16 protein-coding genes are annotated in these 17,855 nt (G+C 70.9%); 9 read left to right on the forward strand and 7 right to left on the reverse strand.

Features of this window, described 5'->3' with window-relative positions; translation table 11 throughout:
* Nucleotides 1–28 precede the first annotated feature (28 nt).
* The 3 genes from ureC to LXM90_RS09180 all read right to left on the reverse strand — a co-directional run bounded on the left by ureC (nucleotide 29) and on the right by LXM90_RS09180 (nucleotide 3,516).
* Nucleotides 29–1,756, reverse strand: coding sequence for an urease subunit alpha (ureC, locus tag LXM90_RS09170; protein WP_020091943.1), 1,728 nt, complete (start codon nucleotides 1,754–1,756; stop codon nucleotides 29–31).
* A gap of 2 nt (nucleotides 1,757–1,758) precedes the next feature.
* Nucleotides 1,759–2,379 (reverse strand): urease subunit gamma, encoded by a 621-nt coding sequence (locus LXM90_RS09175; protein ID WP_020091944.1) that lies wholly within the window; start codon nucleotides 2,377–2,379, stop codon nucleotides 1,759–1,761.
* Nucleotides 2,380–2,502: 123 nt separating this feature from the next.
* Nucleotides 2,503–3,516 (reverse strand): LysR family transcriptional regulator, encoded by a 1,014-nt coding sequence (locus LXM90_RS09180; RefSeq protein ID WP_020091945.1) that lies wholly within the window; start codon nucleotides 3,514–3,516, stop codon nucleotides 2,503–2,505.
* Between the two features lie 97 nt (nucleotides 3,517–3,613).
* Here LXM90_RS09180 and LXM90_RS31995 point away from each other — a divergent pair, with 97 nt between their 5' ends.
* Genes LXM90_RS31995 through LXM90_RS09195 form a run of 3 tightly spaced genes read left to right on the forward strand, consistent with a single transcriptional unit; the run spans nucleotide 3,614 to nucleotide 5,683 of the window.
* Nucleotides 3,614–4,867, forward strand: a complete 1,254-nt coding sequence (locus LXM90_RS31995; RefSeq protein ID WP_326491896.1) for a GNAT family N-acetyltransferase — start codon at nucleotides 3,614–3,616, stop codon at nucleotides 4,865–4,867.
* Nucleotides 4,864–5,478 carry a cysteine hydrolase family protein gene (locus LXM90_RS09190; protein ID WP_020091947.1) on the forward strand — a complete coding sequence of 205 codons (615 nt, stop codon included), beginning with the start codon at nucleotides 4,864–4,866 and terminating at the stop codon, nucleotides 5,476–5,478. The genes LXM90_RS31995 and LXM90_RS09190 overlap by 4 nt, the downstream gene beginning before the upstream one ends.
* On the forward strand, nucleotides 5,471–5,683 hold the full coding sequence (locus LXM90_RS09195; RefSeq protein WP_234082447.1) for a hypothetical protein: 213 nt from the start codon (nucleotides 5,471–5,473) through the stop codon (nucleotides 5,681–5,683). Before LXM90_RS09190 ends, LXM90_RS09195 begins: the two co-directional genes overlap by 8 nt.
* Here LXM90_RS09195 and LXM90_RS09200 read toward each other — a convergent pair whose 3' ends face one another.
* Nucleotides 5,684–5,863 (reverse strand): hypothetical protein, encoded by a 180-nt coding sequence (locus tag LXM90_RS09200; protein WP_042673505.1) that lies wholly within the window; start codon nucleotides 5,861–5,863, stop codon nucleotides 5,684–5,686. It abuts the gene before it with no gap.
* A 448-nt stretch (nucleotides 5,864–6,311) separates the two neighbouring features.
* The gene (locus LXM90_RS09205) at nucleotides 6,312–6,539 is read right to left on the reverse strand and encodes a hypothetical protein (RefSeq protein WP_042673504.1); all 228 of its coding nucleotides are present in this window, start codon (nucleotides 6,537–6,539) and stop codon (nucleotides 6,312–6,314) included.
* A gap of 255 nt (nucleotides 6,540–6,794) precedes the next feature.
* Between LXM90_RS09205 and LXM90_RS09210 the strand changes: the two genes are divergently transcribed.
* The 6 genes from LXM90_RS09210 (at nucleotide 6,795) to LXM90_RS09235 (ending at nucleotide 15,422) form a co-directional block, all read left to right on the forward strand.
* Nucleotides 6,795–8,048, forward strand: coding sequence for an efflux RND transporter periplasmic adaptor subunit (locus LXM90_RS09210; protein ID WP_234082450.1), 1,254 nt, complete (start codon nucleotides 6,795–6,797; stop codon nucleotides 8,046–8,048).
* Between the two features lie 49 nt (nucleotides 8,049–8,097).
* Nucleotides 8,098–11,262 carry an efflux RND transporter permease subunit gene (locus LXM90_RS09215; protein WP_234082454.1) on the forward strand — a complete coding sequence of 1,055 codons (3,165 nt, stop codon included), beginning with the start codon at nucleotides 8,098–8,100 and terminating at the stop codon, nucleotides 11,260–11,262.
* A gap of 236 nt (nucleotides 11,263–11,498) precedes the next feature.
* On the forward strand, nucleotides 11,499–12,644 hold the full coding sequence (locus tag LXM90_RS09220) for a CaiB/BaiF CoA transferase family protein (RefSeq protein WP_234082457.1): 1,146 nt from the start codon (nucleotides 11,499–11,501) through the stop codon (nucleotides 12,642–12,644).
* Between the two features lie 34 nt (nucleotides 12,645–12,678).
* Nucleotides 12,679–13,428, forward strand: a complete 750-nt coding sequence (locus tag LXM90_RS09225) for an SDR family oxidoreductase (protein ID WP_020091954.1) — start codon at nucleotides 12,679–12,681, stop codon at nucleotides 13,426–13,428.
* A 10-nt stretch (nucleotides 13,429–13,438) separates the two neighbouring features.
* Entirely contained in the window at nucleotides 13,439–14,587 is a 1,149-nt protein-coding gene (locus LXM90_RS09230) for an acyl-CoA dehydrogenase family protein (RefSeq protein WP_042669501.1), read from the forward strand.
* A 1-nt stretch (nucleotide 14,588) separates the two neighbouring features.
* Nucleotides 14,589–15,422: an FAS1-like dehydratase domain-containing protein gene (locus LXM90_RS09235; RefSeq protein WP_042669502.1), complete on the forward strand. Its 834-nt coding sequence runs from the start codon at nucleotides 14,589–14,591 to the stop codon at nucleotides 15,420–15,422.
* Between the two features lie 115 nt (nucleotides 15,423–15,537).
* Here LXM90_RS09235 and LXM90_RS09240 read toward each other — a convergent pair whose 3' ends face one another.
* Both LXM90_RS09240 and ade read right to left on the reverse strand, forming a co-directional pair.
* Nucleotides 15,538–15,963, reverse strand: a complete 426-nt coding sequence (locus tag LXM90_RS09240) for an organic hydroperoxide resistance protein (protein WP_234082460.1) — start codon at nucleotides 15,961–15,963, stop codon at nucleotides 15,538–15,540.
* Between the two features lie 85 nt (nucleotides 15,964–16,048).
* On the reverse strand, nucleotides 16,049–17,770 hold the full coding sequence (gene ade / locus LXM90_RS09245; RefSeq protein ID WP_103984782.1) for an adenine deaminase: 1,722 nt from the start codon (nucleotides 17,768–17,770) through the stop codon (nucleotides 16,049–16,051).
* Between the last annotated feature and the right edge of the window lie 85 nt (nucleotides 17,771–17,855).

The following is a 17,855-nucleotide window of genomic DNA, read 5'->3' on the forward strand; positions in this document are numbered from 1 at the left end:
GCTCTCCTGCCACCGAGCCCATCCTATCTCAGAACAGGAAGTAGCGCTGCGCCATCGGCAGCACCTCGGCCGGCTCGCAGACCAGCAGCTCGCCGTCGGCGCGCACGTCGTAGGTCTCCGGATCGACCTCGATGACCGGCGTGGCGTCGTTCAGCACCATGCTCTTCTTCGAGATGCCGCCGCGGACGTTCTCAACGGCGACCAGCTCCTTCTGCACGCCCAGCCGCTCCCGCAGGCCGTCCTCCACCGCCGCCCGCGAGACGAAGGTGAGGGCGGTGGCGAAGGGCGCCCGGCCGTAGGCGCCGAACATCGGCCGGTAATGCACCGGCTGCGGCGTCGGGATCGAGGCGTTCGGGTCGCCCATGGGCGCGGCCGCGATGCTGCCGCCCTTCAGCACGAGGTCGGGCTTCACGCCGAAGAAGGCCGGCGTCCACAGCACGAGGTCGGCGAGCTTGCCGGGCTCCACCGAGCCGATGTGCCGGGAGATGCCGTGCGCGATGGCCGGGTTGATCGTGTACTTGGCGACGTAGCGGCGCGCGCGCAGGTTGTCGGTGCCGGACGCGTCGCCCGGCAGGGCGCCCCGCTGGCGCTTCATCTTGTCGGCGGTCTGCCACGTGCGGATGATGACCTCGCCGACCCGGCCCATCGCCTGGCTGTCGGAGGACATCATCGAGAGCGCGCCGATGTCGTGCAGGATGTCCTCGGCCGCGATGGTCTCGCGCCGGATCCGGCTCTCCGCGAAGGCGAGATCCTCGGGGATCGACGGGTCGAGGTGGTGGCACACCATGAGCATGTCGAGATGCTCGTCGATCGTGTTCCACGTGTAGGGCCGCGTCGGGTTGGTGGACGACGGCAGCACGTTCGGCAGCCCGGCCACCTTGATGATGTCCGGCGCGTGGCCGCCGCCCGCGCCCTCGGTGTGGAAGGCGTGGATGGTCCGGCCCTTGAAGGCCGCGATCGTGTCCTCGACGAAGCCCGATTCGTTGAGCGTGTCGGTGTGGATCATGACCTGGATGTCGTGGGCGTCCGCCACCGACAGGCAGGTATCGATCGCCGCGGGCGTGGTGCCCCAGTCCTCGTGCAGCTTCAGCGCGCAGGCACCCGCCCGCACCATCTCGACGAGGCTCTCCGGACGGGACGCGTTGCCCTTCCCGGCGAAGGCGAGGTTCATCGGGAAGGAATCCGCCGCCTCGATCATCCGGGCGATGTGCCAGGGGCCCGGCGTGCAGGTGGTGGCGAAGGTGCCGTGCGCCGGGCCGGTGCCGCCGCCGAGCATCGTGGTGACCCCCGAGCAGAGCGCCTCCTCGATCTGCTGCGGGCAGATGAAGTGGATGTGGCTGTCGAAGCCGCCCGCCGTCAGGATCTTGCCCTCGCCGGCGATGACCTCGGTGCCCGGCCCGACCACGATGTCGACCCCCGGCTGCACATCCGGGTTGCCGGCCTTGCCGAGCCGGAAGATCCGGCCGCGCACGATGCCGACATCGCACTTCACGATGCCCCAGTGGTCGAGGACCACCGCGTTGGTGATCACCGTGTCGACGGCGCCGTCGGCGTTGGTGGCCTGGCTCTGGCCCATGCCGTCGCGGATGACCTTGCCGCCGCCGAACTTCACCTCCTCGCCGTAGGTGGTGAAGTCGCGCTCGACCGTGATCTCCAGGCTCGTGTCCGCGAGCCTGATGCGGTCGCCGACGGTCGGGCCGAACATGTCGGCGTAGGCCGAGCGCGGCAGGCTGGCGGGCTTGGGCGTGTTGGCCATGGTCAGAGCTTGCCCATCACGTCGCCGCGGAACCCGTAGACGGTGCGCCCGCCGGAGAGCGGCACCAGCGCCACTTCCCGCGTCGATCCCGGCTCGAACCGCACGGCGGTGCCCGGCGCGATGTCGAGGCGCTTGCCGCGGGCCTGCTCCCGCGGGAACACGAGGCCCGGATTGACCTCGAAGAAGTGATAGTGCGAGCCGACCTGAATCGGCCGGTCCCCGACATTGGCGACCTCGATCACGGTCCGCTCGGCGCCGGGGTTGAACACGATCTCGCCGGGCAGCGTCGTCACCGCGCCGGGGATGTCGGACGAGGCCGCGCCCCGAATCGGGTGATGCACGGTGACGAGCTTGGTGCCGTCCGGGAAGGTCGCCTCCACCTGGATGTCGTGGATCATCTCGGGCACGCCCTCCATGACCTGATCGGCGGTCAGCACGGAGGCGCCGGCCTGCATCAGGTCGGCCACGGTGCGGCCGTCCCGGGCGCCCTCGACCACGAAGTCGGTGATCAGCGCCACCGATTCCGGATGGTTGAGCTTCACGCCGCGGGCGAGGCGGTTGCGCGCCACCTGCGCCGCCATGGCGATGAGCAACTTGTCCTTCTCACGGGGCGTCAGCAGCACGGGCAACCTCGTCGTCGCGGCGGCCGGAGCAAGGATCATGCGCGCGGCGCGGTCAAGGGCGGGCGTCGGCCGTTGCAGAACCCGGACCAGCGGCCGTCGCGGGCCGCCTGAATCAGGGAGGCGTCACGGCGTCATGGCGATGAAGCCGGCGAACAGGTCGGGGAGGGCCGCGCCCTTCACCGCACCCGGCAGGTCGCGGGGATGGATGAACTCGTCGCGGAACCAGGGATAGCGCTTCGGATCGAAGGAGGCCCGCAGCCAGTCGATCGTCCGCCGCACGCGGGTGATCCGCTCGGCGTCCGGGTGATAGGTCAGCCAGATGTCGACGCTGAAGCGGCCGAGATTGTCGACCGGGACGACCTGGGCGCCGATCGCGCTGGCATAGGTCGGCAGCAGGCCGATCCCGGCCCCCTTGGCGATGGCCCAGTAATACGCGCTGCTGACGTTGATCTTCAGGGTGATCGGGACCTTCGCGGGGAAGCCCGGCACCGTGCGCACGTAATCCTCGAGGGCGACGGTCTGGCCGCCGTCCTGCACCACGATCCGGTGGCGCTCCAGGTCTTCGGGGCGCGCCGGGAGCCCGTAGGTCTCCTCGTAGCTCCGCGCGGCGTAGGGCACCATGTGGATCCGGCCGAGCTTGACGATGCGCAGGTCCGGGCTGGTCGGCCGCGTCAGCTGGATCGCGACGTCGGCCTCCAGCCGCAGGACGTCGGCGGATTCCATCGCGCAGCGCAGGTCGACTGTCAGGCGCGGGTTGGCGCGCTGGAACTCGACGAGCCGCGGCGCGAGCCAGAAGGCGCCCAGCCCCTCCGTCACGGCGATCCGCACCTCGCCGGTCTCGGCGAAGGGCGCGCCCTCGCCGGTGCGCACGAGGCTGAAGGCGGCCGCCTCCATGCGGCCGGCGGCCTCGAGGATCGCGTGGCCCTCGGCGGTGAGGCGGATGCCGTCGACGTGGCGGGTCAGCAGCGGCGCGCCGATCAGCGCCTCGAGATCGTCGATCCGGCGCCGCACCGAGTTCACCGACAGGCCGAGCTTCGTCGCCGCCGAGCGGAAGCTGCCGGACCGCTGGAGCGCCAGGAAGACCCGGATGCTCTGCCAGTCGGGCATCGGGTCCCGGATCGCCTCCGCCTGTTCCATCGACGGAACACCCCTGTTTCAAATTTTGCACATACAGCCAGAGCGCTAGATGCGAAGTGCTTAACCGTCAATCCGTACCCGAATGACAGGTCATCCGATGACGGTGCACATTGCTCGCGCGCAGTTCGTGGCCAAGGACGCCGATCAACTCGGTACAGCGCTAGTCTCTCCCGAGCCGCGGCACGCGCTGAATGCGCTCGAGGTCGGCCGAATTGCCCGGCACCTCGTCATCTTCACGCCGACCCCGGACGATCTGGCGCGGCTGATCGCGGCGGCGCGCGCGGATCTGCCCGATCTCGCGCCCCTGCGCACCGTCCAGCGGGTGATGTCGATCAATCCCGACAGCGTCCTGGCGATCGCCCAGCGCCACCGGTTCGACGCCGCGGATCCGCGGGGCGAGGGGTTCGTGGCCTGCCTGATGCTGAACGCCGACGGACTGGCGGCGCTCAAGGCCGGGACGCTCGACGCGTCCGACCCGCCCGCCGCGCTGCTGGCCGGCCAGCACGAACGTCCGGCGGGCATCTACGTCTGGGCCGTCTACGCGCGGCGGCGCCTCTCCGGCGGCGTCGGCCTCGTCTTCGACCGTCTGTCGAGCCCGACCTACCGGGGCGTCGACTTCTACGCCCGCGCCGCCACCCCAGAGGGGGCCGACCTCCTGACGACCCTCGGCTTCACGGCGCAGACCTCCGCCCGCGGTGCTCTGTACCATTTCGCCCGCGCACCGAAGGCGGAGACGGCGCCCCCGTACGACACCCACCGGACCGGCGGGACCGGCATCAGCGTCGCGGTCGCGCGGAACATGGAGGACCTGTCCCGCGTGATCGCCCTGCGGGCCGCCGTCTACATGGCGGAGCAGGCCTGCCCGTACGAGGAGGAGTTCGACGGCAACGACCTCTCGGCGACGCACCTGATCGGCTATGTCGGCGACGAGCCGGCGGGCTGCCTGCGCATCCGGTTCTTCGCGGATTTCGCCAAGATCGAGCGCCTCGCGGTCCGAGCGGAGTTCCGCAACACGCGCCTGTCCTTCGCGCTGGTCCGCGCCGGGATCGAGCTGGCCCGGGTCAAGGGCTACCGGCGGCTCTACGGCCACGCCCAGAAGCGCCTCGTCGGCTTCTGGAGCCGCTTCGGCTTCCGGGTCTTCGAGGGCGCGCAGGAGCTGGTCTTCTCGGATTTCGACTACGTCGAGATGCTGATGGAGGCGGAGCCGCACCCGCAGGCGATCGGCCTCGGCGCCGACCCCTACGTCATCATCCGGCCGGAGGGGCGCTGGCATCGGGCGGGCGCCCTCGACCGCTCGCGGAGCCGCGCCGTGACCCGCCCGTCCGTCGACCGGGCGGTGGCCGCGCGATGAACCGGCCGATCAACCCGGCGCTGTATCGCCGGCCGCGCAGCGTCCCGGCCCTGGTCCTGGTGGACATGCAGCAGGAATACGAGATCGCGGGCCGCCCGCTCGCCCTGGCGGGGATCGAGCCCGCGCTCTCCAACTGCCGGCGCGCCCTCGCGCATGCCCGCGCGAGCGGCATGCAGGTGGTCTACGTCCGCTGGATCGGCGCGCCGCTGTTCCAGGCGGGCAGCCGCTTCGTCCGCTGGATCGAAGGGTTCGAGCCGCACGGCTGCGACATGATCTTCGACCGGGACCGCCCGTCCTGCTACGCCAGCCCCGCCTTCGCGGACGCGATGGAGCGGGGATCGCCGCCGCTCGTCATCGCGGGCTTCGCCGGCGAGTCGTCCTGCCTCGCGACGGCGGTCGACGGCTTCCACCGCGGCCAGGACGTGACCTTCCTGTCCGACGCTTCCGCGAGCCACGACCTCGACGGGATCTCCGCCGACGAGATCCACCGGTCGGTGAGCGCGGTGATGCGGGTGTTCGGCGACGTCACCGACACGCAATCCTGGATCGCGGCCTCGGCGCCTTTCAGGCCCCTGCCCACAGCTTCGAGACCCACGCACGCCAATGACTGACCGAAGCCAGAATCACGGGTTTCCGGAGGGGGTCCCGGCCGGCGACGATGTGGACCTGCGCCTCGGCCGGCACGCGATCGAGTTGCTGCAGGCGGCGCGCGAGGCCGGCGAGCCGACGCTGATCGCCCAGGCCGAGGCCATGGCGATGGCGGTCGGCTTCGTGCTGGCGAGCCGGCTGCCGGGCGGCGCGCCGGAGACCGCGTGATCAGTCGGCGCCGTCCTCGCCGCCGATGAGGCGCATGGCGCGCAGGCGCGCGGTCCGCTCGTCCTGGGCGCGCCGGTCCGCGGCGAGCGCCCGCCACAGCACGACGAGCTCATCCGCGAGAGGCGAATCGACGGTTTCGTCGGCATCGCGCGCGATATTGGCGTGATCGAAGGCGTCCATGTTCGAGGTTCCGCGCCTTGAGGTGCGGTCCGCTAACAGGACAGGATCGCGATCGTCCAGCCCGAAAGTTGAGCAGATCCTGTACAAGCCGACGGGATCGTCACGCGCGGCGCAATCCATCGCCGGCAAACCGAACACCGGATCGTAGATCGGCGAGGATGGGGAGGCTGACGGCGGTCGATCGACCGGGGCGATGATCCGGCTGGACCGAATTGCATCCGGAGCCGCTGTTTCGGCGCCTGCCCGGACATGAATTCAATAATCTATTGACGATAATCGATGAATACGCGACCGGCCACGCCGCCCGCCGCCTCGAACAGTGTCCGCACGGGGCCGCGCACGCCGCGAGCGCTCAGAAACATCTCGGACACCGAACTGTGACAATCCCGACCGGTATCGGCCAGGGCCCGGGCGCCGCACGGGTGCGTCCGATCGGACCGCGAGCACCTCAGGCCCGGGATCGCGTCAGCGCGGCGATGATGGATTCGACCACCACGATCTGCTCCTGCACGGCGACCAGCCGCGGCCCGGCATCCGCGCCGTCGCCCAGCACGAAGGTGCCCTTCTGCCGCCGCGCGTCGCGCAGCTTGCGCACCGACGCGACGATGACCTGCCGCTCCTCGATCAGCGCGTCGCGCAGTTCGTTCAGGCCGTCCAGTTCCAGGGTCGAGGCCATGCGGCGTCCCGGTCTCACATCCTCGGCGCGGCGTCGGCGGCCATCCCGCGCGGGCACGCCGGGCGCCTGTCGTCCGCGCGGGGCGTCCGGCCCCGCGGCGCGGCCCACTCTCGGCGGCGGTAGCACGCTTTCCGCTCACGGAACATTGCCGCGATCCGGGGAGCGCCGCGATGTCCGGCGCGGCCATTGTATGCTATTGAATGCAAAATTATCCCGGTCCGCGAAGCGGTCGGATCAACGGGCGGATAGCGGCGCATGCTGAGTGAGGACGTGCACGACCGCGACGGGTCTCGCGCGGACGAGACGGTCACGGACCGGAGCCACGGCGACGCGCGCCGCGCCGCGACCAAACCGGCGAAGAAGCGCTCGGGCGCGGCCGGCCTGATCCTCCTGCTGCTCGCCGTCGCGGGCGGCGGCGCCTACGGCTACACGCGCCTGAATCAGCCCGCGGTGAAGTCCCGGGCGGCGGCCCCGCTGCCGGTGCCCGTCACCCTCGGCACGGTCGAGCAGGGGCCGTTCGCCCTCGTGTCGAACGGCCTCGGCACCGTCCAAGCGTACAACACCGTTCAGGTGCGCACGCGCGTCGACGGCGAGATCCAGCAGGTCGCGTTCCGCGAGGGTCAGACCGTCCGCAAGGGCGACGTGCTCGTGCAGATCGACCCGCGGCCCTACCAGGCGGCGCTGGATCAGGCGAAGGCCAAGAAGGAGCAGGACACGGCCAACCTCGGCAACGCGAAGGCGGACCTCGTCCGCTACACCGGGCTGGGCGCCTTCGCCTCCCGGCAGCAGACCGAGACGCAGACGGCCCTGGTCGCCCAGCTCACCGCGCAGGTGGCGTCCGACCAGGCGGCCATCGACAACGCCACGACGCAGCTCGGCTACGCCACGATCCGCGCGCCCATCGACGGCGTCACGGGCTTCCGGCAGGTCGATATCGGCAACATCGTCAACGCGGCCGGCCAGACCCCGATCGTGACGATCACCCAGGTCGAGCCGATCTTCGTGGTGTTCACGGCCCCGGAGGATCAGCTGCCCGCCATCACCGCGGCCCTCAAGGCCGGTGACGTGCCGGTGGAGGCCTGGACGTCGGACGGGCTGACCAAGCTCGCCGACGGCAAGCTCGCCCTGTTCAACAATCAGGTCGACACCGCGACGGGCACGATCCGCCTCAAGGCCGTCTACGAGAACAAGAACCACGCGCTGTGGCCGGGCCTGTCGGTCTCGACCAAGATGCGGGTCGGCACGGTCGCGGTCGCCACGACGGTGCCGGACGACGCGATCCAGCACGGGCCCGACGGGCTGTTCGCCTTCGTGGTGGACGATGCCAGCCGGGCGCATCAGCGCGCGCTGAAGGCGGGCCGCTCGGATTCGGGGCGGACGCGCGTTCTCAGCGGCGACCTCCGGCCCGGCGAGCGGGTGATCGTCGCCGGCCAGTACAAGGTGCAGGACGGCAGCCTCGTGGCCGATCCGCACGCGGCCCACACCGCGCAGGCGGAGGCGGTCCAGTGACGCGCGCCGGACGCCTCACGGCGGGCGCGTCCCCGCGCGGGGCCCGGCCATGAAGGGCGGCATCTCGGCACCGTTCATCCGGTTCCCGGTGGCGACCACGCTGATCATGGTCGGCATCCTGTTCCTCGGGATCGTGGCCTATCCGCTGCTGGGCGTCGCGCCGCTGCCGCAGGTGGATTTCCCGACCATCCAGGTGACCGCGCAGCTCCCCGGGGCCAGCCCGGAGACGATGGCCTCGTCGGTGGCGCAGCCCCTCGAGCGGCAGTTCTCGCAGATTCCCGGCGTGTCGCAGATGACCTCGACGAGCTCCCTCGGGATCTCGACGGTCACGGTCCAGTTCGACCTCAACCGCAACATCGACGGCGCCGCGAGCGACATCCAGGCGGCGATCAATGCCGCCAGCGGCCAGCTCCCGAAGAACCTCCCGACCCCGCCGACCTACCGCAAGGTCAATCCGGCCGATTCGCCGATCCTGCTGCTCTCGGCCACCTCCGACAGCATGCCGCTGATCGACGTCGACGACGCGGTCGACGTCCAGCTCGCCCAGCGGATCAGCCAGATCTCGGGCGTCGCGCAGGTCTTCATCGGCGGCCAGCAGAAGCCCGCCGTGCGGATCCAGATCGACCCGGCCAAGCTCGTGGCCAAGGGCCTGTCGCTGGAGGACGTGCGCGCGCAGCTCACCCTCACCACGGTCAACAACCCGAAGGGCAGCATCGACGGCGGCAGCCACAGCTACACCATCTACGCCAACGACCAGCTCACCGCGGCGCACAACTGGAACGACGTCATCGTCGCCTATCGCGACGGCGCGCCGCTGCGCGTCCGCGACATCGGACAGGCGGTCGCCGGCCCCGAGGACACCAAGCAGGCAGGCTGGACCAACGGCAAGCGCGGCATCTTCCTGGTCGTGTTCAAGCAGCCCGGCGCCAACGTCATCGACACGGTCGACAGCATCAAGGCCCAGCTGCCCCGCCTGACCGCCACACTGCCGGCCGCCATCAAGGTCGGCATCCTGAGCGACCGCACGCAGACCATCCGCGCCTCGGTCGAGGACGTGCAGTTCACCCTGCTGCTGACGATCGCGCTGGTCGTCGGGGTGATCTTTGTCTTCCTGCGCAGCTTCTGGGCGACCGTGATCCCGAGCGTGACCGTGCCGCTCGCGCTACTCGGCGCCTGCGCGCTGATGTGGATGGCGGGCTACACCCTCGACAACCTCTCGCTGATGGCGCTCACCATCTCGGTCGGCTTCGTGGTCGACGACGCCATCGTCGTGCTGGAGAACATCAGCCGCTACGTCGAGGAGGGGATGCGGCCCATGGAGGCCGCCTTCAAGGGCGCGGGCGAGATCGGCTTCACCATCGTGTCGATCTCGGTGTCGCTGATCGCCGTGCTGATCCCGCTCCTGCTGATGGGCGGCATCATCGGAAGGCTGTTCCGCGAGTTCGCCGTGGTGCTGTCGATGACCATCGCGGTCTCGGCCTTCGTGTCTCTGACGCTGACCCCGATGATGGCCTCGCGGCTGCTGAAGGCCCACGACGCCGAGCGCCACGGCCGCCTCTACCGCATGAGCGAGGCCGCCTTCGACTGGCTGCTGGCGGTCTACGCCGACGCCCTCGACGTCGCGCTGCGCTTCCGCCGCGTCACGCTGCTGGTCTTCTTCGCCACGCTGGCGCTGACCGGCTACCTGTTCGTCGCCATCCCGAAGGGCTTCTTCCCGCAGCAGGACACCGGTTTCATGATCGGCGTCACCGAGGCGTCGCAGGACATCTCCTTCTCGGCGATGAAGGCGCTGCAGGAGAAGGTCGGCGCGATCGTCCAGGCCGATCCCGCGGTCGCCACCGTCGGCATGTCGCTCGGCGGCAACGGCCAAGCGCTCAACTCCGGGCGCATGTACATCACGCTGAAGCCCCGCGACGAGCGCGACGTCAACGCCTTCCAGGTGATCGGCCGGCTGCGCCCCAAGCTGGAGCGCGTCGAGGGCATCCGGACCTTCATCCAGGCGACCCAGGACGTGCGCACCGGCGGCCGCACCTCGCGGACGCAGTTCGAGTACACCCTTCAGGACCCGGACCTCGCCGAGCTGAACACCTGGGCGCCGCGCATCCTCGACAAGATGAAGACGCTGCCGGAGCTGCGCGACGTCGCCACCGACCAGCAGACCCGCGGCACGACGCTGACGCTGTCGATCGACCGCGACGCCGCCTCGCGCTACGGCATCACGCCCCAGCTCATCGACGACACGCTCTACGACGCGTTCGGCCAGCGCCAGATCGCGCAGTACTTCACGCAGCTCAACAGCTACCACGTCGTCCTGGAGGTTCTGCCGGCGCTGCAGGGCAGCGTCGAGAGCCTCGACAAGATCTACATCAAGGCGCCGATCGGCGGCGGGCAGGTGCCGCTCGCGGCCTTCGCCCGCTGGACGACGGTTCCGGTGGCGCCGCTGGCCGTGAACCACCAGGGGCAGTTCCCGGCGGTGACGATCAGCTTCAACCTCGCCCCCGACGTCGCCCTCGGGCAGGCCACGGAGGCGATCGGCCGGGCGATGCGAGAGCTGCAGGTCCCGCCGACCGTGGTGAGCGGCTTCCAGGGCACCGCCCAGGCCTTCCAGCAATCGCTCTCGACGGTGCCGCTGCTGATCCTGGCGGCCCTGTTCGTGGTCTACCTGATCCTCGGCATCCTCTACGAGAGTTTCATCCACCCGATCACCATCCTGTCGACGCTGCCCTCGGCCGGCGTCGGCGCCCTGGCGGTGCTGATGTGGGCGGGGTTCGACTTCAGCCTGATCGCGCTGATCGGCATCATCCTCCTCATCGGCATCGTGAAGAAGAACGGCATCATGCTGGTCGACTTCGCCATCGTCGCCGAGCGGGAGGAGGGCCTCTCGCCCGAGGTTGCGATCCGGAAAGCCGCGCTGCTGCGCTTCCGGCCGATCCTCATGACCACGATGGCGGCCCTGCTCGGCGGCATCCCGCTGATGGTCGCCACCGGGACCGGCTCGGAAATCCGGCAGCCCTTGGGCTACGCCATGGTGGGCGGCCTCGCGGTCAGCCAGGTGCTGACGCTGTTCACCACGCCGGTGATCTACATCTACCTCGACCGGCTGGCGCACCGCTTCTCGTTCCGCGACAAGCCGCGGGCGGTGGACGGGGCGCTCGATGACCCCGAGCCGCTGGAGGAGGTCCGCGGCCCGCCAACGCTGCGCGCGGCGGAGTGAGGCCGACCGCCGTCTCTGCGAGCGGAGCGAAGCGATCCAGATACGCCGCGCTCGCCGACGTCGCGCTTCCCTGGATTGCTTCGCTCCGCTCGCAAAGACGCTGAGCGCGGCGAAAGCGACGTCCCGAAGCCAATGGCCGGGCAGCCCTGTCACCGCGGCCCGCTTGGCGGGGCTTCTCGCCGTTCCAGTTCATGCGGCACCGGCCCTCTGAGACCGCGGGAAGCCGAAGGATGCGGATGAGCCAGAACCTGCCGCTGCGAGGGCTGACCGTGCTCGCCCTGGAGCAGGCCGTCGCCGCGCCCTACTGCACCTCGCGGCTCGCCGATGCCGGGGCCCGGGTCATCAAGATCGAGCGGCCGGAGGGGGATTTCGCCCGCGGCTACGATGCGGCGGTCAATGGGCTGGCGAGCTACTTCGTCTGGCTCAACCGCGGCAAGGAGAGCCTCGTCGCCGACATCAAGGATCCGGCCGACGCCCGCCTGCTGCACGCGATCCTCGCTCAGGCCGACGTGTTCGTGCAGAACCTCGCCCCCGGCGCGGCGGCCCGGGCGGGCTTCGGCTCGGCGGAGCTGCGCGCGCGCTACCCCCGGCTGATCACCGTCGACATCTCCGGCTACGGCGCCGGCAACGCCTACAGCGACATGAAGGCCTACGACCTGCTGGTCCAGGCCGAGAGCGGGCTCACCGGGATCACCGGCCACCCGGCGGGGCCCGGCCGCGTCGGCGTCTCCGTCTGCGACGTCGCCTGCGGGATGGACGCCCACGCCGCGGTCCTCGAGGCGCTGATCGCCCGCGGGATCACCGGGCAGGGCTGCGCCCTGGAGGTCAGCCTGTTCAGCGGCGCCGCCGACTGGATGAACGTGCCGCTGCTCTACTTCGAGGGGACCGGCAAGGCGCCCCAGCGGGTTGGCCTCGCGCACCCGTCGATCTGTCCCTACGGCGCCTTCCCCACGGCCGACGGCAGCCTCGTGCTGATCTCGATCCAGAACGAGCGCGAGTGGGCGAATTTCTGCGCCGGCGTGCTCCGGGAGCCGGAGCTCGCCCGGGCCGAGGGCTTCGCGTCCAACAACGCCCGTGTGGCCAACCGCGCCGCGGTCGACCTGCGCATCGGCGCCGCGCTGGTGCGGCTGACCCGCGACGCGGCCGCCGCCCGGCTGAAGGCGGCGGGCACCGCCTACGGTTTCGTCAACACGCTGGCGGACCTCGCCACGCACCCCGCGCTGATCCGCGCGGAGGTCCGGACGCCTTCGGGGCCGGCCCGGATCGTGGCGCCGCCGGTGCTGATCGACGGCGCGGTCCGCGCCCTCGGACCGGTCCCGGCCATCGACGAGCACGGGGCGCGGATCCGCGCGGAATTCGCGCCCCGGGCTCGAGGACAGTGATCTGACAGCGCATCGGAATGGACGGGAGGAGACGATGAGACTGGACGGCAAGATCGCGCTCGTGACGGGGGCCGGCAGCGGCTTCGGGGCCGGGATCGCCCAGCGCTTCGCCGCGGAGGGCGCCAAGGTGGCCTGCGTGGACATCGACGGCGCGGCGGCCGGGCGCGTCGCGGCGGCGCTCGGCGACAACGCCATCGCGATCGCCGCCGATGTCGGGCTGGCCGCTGACGTCGCCGCCAGCGTCGCCGAGACGCGGCAGCGCTTCGGCGTGCCGAGCATTCTCGTCAACAACGCCGGCACCACCCACCGCAACAAGCCGCTGATGGAGGTGACGGAGGAGGATTTCGACCGGGTCTTCCGGGTCAACGTGAAGTCGATCTTCCACTACGTCCGGGAAGTCGCCCCGCTGATGCGCGACGCGGGCGGCGGCGCGATCCTCAACGTCAGCTCGACGGCGGCGCTGCGGCCGCGCCCGGGTCTGACGTGGTACAACGCCTCCAAGGGCGCGGCGAGCCTCGCCTCGAAGTCGCTGGCCCTGGAGCTGGCGCCCTGGAAGATCCGTGTGAACGCCCTCTGCCCGGTCATGGGCGCCACGGGGCTCCTCGAGCACTTCATGGGCGTCCTCGACACGCCCGAGAACCGCGACCGCTTCATCGCCACGATCCCGCTCGGGCGCCTGTCGGAGGCGAGCGACATCGCCGCCGCCGCCCTGTTCCTCGCCTCCGACGAGGCGGCGTTCATCACCGGCGTCGATCTCCCCGTCGACGGCGGCCGCACGGCCTGAGGAGCCCCCGATGGAAGCCTATACCGAGATCCGCGAGGCGGTCGCCAAGCTCTGCGCCGGCTTCCCGGGACCGTACTGGCGGGCCCTCGACCGGGAGATGGCCTACCCGATTGAATTCGTGAACGCGCTGACCGAGAGCGGCTACCTGTCGGTGCTGATTCCCGAGGCGTACGGCGGCTCCGGCCTGCCGCTCTCGGCGGCCGCCGCGATCCTCGAGGAGGTGCAGCGGGCGGGCTGCAACGGCGGCGCCTGCCACGCCCAGATGTACACGATGGGCACGCTGCTGCGGCACGGCTCGGAGGCGCAGAAGGCCGAGTACCTGCCGGGCATCGCGGAGGGCCGCCTGCGGCTCCAAGCCTTCGGCGTGACCGAGCCGACCTCCGGCACCGATACCGGCAGCCTGAAGACGACGGCCCGCCTGGAGGGCGACCACTACGTCGTCAACGGCCAGAAGATCTGGACCAGCCGCGCCGAGCATTCGGACCTGATGCTGCTCCTCGCCCGCACCACGCCGCGGGCCGAGGGCATGAAGCGCACGGACGGGCTGTCGGTGCTGCTCGTCGACATGCGCGCGGCCAAGGGCAACGGCCTGACGATCCGGCCGATCCGCACGATGATGAACCACGCCACCACGGAGGTGTTCTTCGACAATCTCCGCGTTCCGGCGCAGAACCTCATCGGCGAGGAGGGCAAAGGCTTCCGCTACATCCTGTCCGGCATGAACGCGGAGCGGATCCTGATCGCCGCCGAGTGCGTCGGCGACGCCAAGTGGTTCATCGACAGGGCCCGGGCCTATGCCGGCGAGCGGACCGTCTTCGGCCGGCCGATCGGTGCCAACCAGGGCGTGCAGTTCCCCATCGCGAAGGCCTACGCGAACATGCGCGCGGCCGAGCTGATGGTCCGCGAGGCGCTGACCCTCTACGAGGGCGGGGCCAATCCCGGGGCCGAGGCCAACATGGCCAAGATGCTCGCCGCCGACGCGTCCTTCGAGGCGGCGAACGCCTGCATCCAGACCCACGGCGGCTTCGGATTCGCCGAGGAGTACGACGTGGAGCGCAAGTTCCGCGAGACGCGCCTCTATCAGGTCGCGCCGATCTCCACGAACCTGATCCTCGCCTACCTGTCCGAGCACGTGCTCGGCCTGCCGCGCTCGTACTGACATGACCGATCTCAGCGCCTGGATCGGCCGCGCGCGGGACGCGTCCGACCTCGTCACGCCGCGCCTCCTCGCCGAGTTCCGCGCGACCTTCGCGCCGCACCTGGCGCCGGTCGCCGACGGGATCGCGCCGCCGGCCCTGCACTGGTGCCTCGCGCCCGAGACGCCGACGGCCGACTCCCTCGGGCCCGACGGCCACGCCGCCAAGGGCGGCTTCCTGCCCCCGGTGCCGCTGCCCCGGCGGATGTGGGCGGGGGGCGAGATCGAGACGCTCTCGGACCTGCGCGCGGGGGACACGGTCACGCGCACCGAGACCGTGCGGGACGTCGCCTTCAAGAGCGGGCGGAGCGGGAGCCTGTGCTTCGTCACCGTCGACCACACGGTCTCGACAGAACGGGGCGTCGCGATCCGCGACCGGCAGGATATCGTCTACCGCGAGGCGGCGGGCGCACAGACGGGAAGCGGCGCCGCGCCCGAGCGCGACGGTTCCGAATCCTACGCGGTGATCTGGGAGGTGCCGGCGACGCCGACGCTGCTGTTCCGCTACTCGGCGATGACATTCAACGGCCACCGCTTCCACTACGACCAGCCCTACGCGACGCGGGTGGAAGGCTACGCCGACCTCGTCGTGCACGGCCCGATGCAGGCGACGCTGCTGATGAACCTCGCCGCGACGCTCCTCGGACGCGTGCCGCGGACGTTCACGTATCGCGGCGTCGCGCCGATGACGGCGAACCAGGTGTTTCGGATCTGCGGGCGGGTCGCCGGGACGGCGTTCGAGGGTGTGACCCTCGACGCGGGGGGCCAGGTCTGCATGCGGGCCCGGGCCGACGGGTGAGCGGCCGCGGACGCTCGGTCCGCATCCGAGATCAGGCCGGGATCGGCACCGCCGTCGCGCCGCGGGCGGGAAAAAAGCGGCCCGCGGACGCGTCCGCGGGCCGGCCCCGGGGGGATCAGGCCAGCTTCAGGCCGACGTTGACGTTGCCGCGGGTCGCGTTGGAGTACGGGCAGACCTGATGGGCGGCGTCGACGAGCTTCTGCGCGTCGACGCGGTCCAGGCCCGGGAGGCTGATGGTCAGGTCGGCGGTGATGCCGAAGCCGCCCTCGGAACGCGGGCCGATTCCGACGTCGGCGGTCACGGTGGTCTCGGCCGGAACCTTCAGCTGCAGCGACGGCGCGACGGCCTTCATGGCGCCGAGGAAGCAGGCCGAGTAGCCGGACGCGAAGAGCTGCTCCGGGTTCGCGCCCGGACCACCCGCGCCGCCGAGCTCCTTCGGGGTCGAGAGCTTGACCTCGAAGCTGCCGTCGGCAGTCCGGGCGGCGCCGTCGCGGCCGCCGGTGGCCGTGGCGGTGGTACGGTACTTCACGTCTACGGGCATGGGACTCTCCGGTTTGGGGATGCCGCCGGCATGTAGGCGCCGACTCGCCTCCGCACAGTCCACTTAGATTGCGCGCAATCTAATTTCAAGGATCGATCAGCGCGAAGCGGTCGACATCGACGAGCCCACGATCGGTGATCTTCAGGTGGGGGATCACCGGCAGGGGCAGGAAGGCCACCTGCAGGAAGGGTTCGGGAAGGACGACCTCCAGGCTTCGCGCCGCGTCGCGCAAGGTTACGAGCGACCGGCGGATGGCGTCGAACGGCATGAGACTCATGAGCCCGGCGATCGGCAGCGCGATCTCGGCCAGCACCCGGCCGCCCTCGACCACCACGAAGCCGCCCTCGATCGCGCCGAGGCGGTTCACCGCCACGGCCATGTCGGCGTCGTCCGCCCCGACCACCGTGATGTTGTGGCTGTCGTGCCCGACCGACGAGGCGATGGCGCCGCGCTTGAGGCCGAACCCCTTCACGAACGCGACGCCGACGCCGCGCGCGCCCGGCTGTGTCCGGCCGTGGCGCTCGACCACCGCGACCTTGATGACGTCCTGGTCGAGGTCGATCCGGCGCTCGCCGCCGGAATAGGGCAGGGTCAGGTCGTGCCGCAGGGTGATGATCTTGCCGGGCACGACGCCGATCACCGGCGTCGACGGCCCGGAGCCCGGAGCGGCGAAGTCGGCGGCCGTCACGTGCCGCGCCCGCACGCTCCGGCGGCCGATCGGCTCGATCGACGCGCGCGCGTCGAAGAGCGCCGCGCCCACCGGCCGGCCCGCGCTGAGGACTTGCGACACGGCACAGGCGGCGAGATCGTCGAGCACCACGAGGTCGGCGCGCTGGCCGGGCGCGACGAGGCCCCGGTCGTGCAGCCCGAAGGCGTGGGCCGCCGACCAGGAGGCCGCCCGGTAGGCGGCCAGCGGCGGCACGCCGAGGGCGATGGCCGTGCGGATGACGAAGTCGAGGTGCCCCTCCTCGGCGATGTCGAGGGGATTCCGGTCGTCGGTGCAGAAGGCCAGGAACGGCGCCGTCCGCTCGGTCAGGATCGGCGCGAGGGCGTGCAGGTCCTTGCACACCGAGCCCTCGCGGATCAGCACGGTCATGCCCTTCGACAGCTTCTCGCGGGCCTCCTCGGGCGATGTCGCCTCGTGCTCGGTGCGGATGCCCGCCGCGATGTAGCCATTGAGGCCGAGGCCGCGCAGGAGCGGCGCGTGCCCGTCGATGTGCCGCCCCTGGAAGACCGCGAGCTTGTCCAGCACGCCCGGGTCGCCCGCCAGAACACCCGGGAAGTTCATGAACTCGGCGAGGCCGATCACCTTCGGGTGCGTCGCGAAGGGCAGGAGATCCTGCGCCTCGATCCGGGCGCCCGAGGTCTCCAGGTGGTCGGTGGCCGGCACGCAGGACGAGAGCTGCACCCGCAGATCCATCGCCAGCGTCTCGGAGGATCTGAGGAACCACGTGAAGGCGTCGGTGCCGAGCACGTTGGCCATCTCGTGCGGGTCGCAGATCCCGGTGGTGACGCCGTGCGGCAGGACGCACCGCTCGTATTCCTGCGGCGGCATCAGCGACGACTCGACGTGGAAATGCGTGTCGATGAAGCCCGGCACCACGATCTTCCCGGACGCGTCGATCTCCCGGGCGCCGCGATACTGCCCGAAGGTCCCGACGATCCGGTCGCCGCAGATCGCGATGTCGGAGGCGACGAGGTCGCCGGTGACGAGGTCGAGGAAGCGGCCGCCCTTCAGGACCAGATCGGCCTCGGCCTGGCCCTGACCCTGCGCGATCGCGCGCCGGAGGAAATCCACCTGTGTCATCGCGATCCGCCCCTCCCGCCTGCCATCAGCCAGAAGCATGCCACGGGTACCGGCCTCGCGGCGACGCTTGCGGATGCGCGGGCGC

The organism is Methylobacterium oryzae (genome assembly GCF_021398735.1).
Lineage (GTDB): Bacteria > Pseudomonadota > Alphaproteobacteria > Rhizobiales > Beijerinckiaceae > Methylobacterium.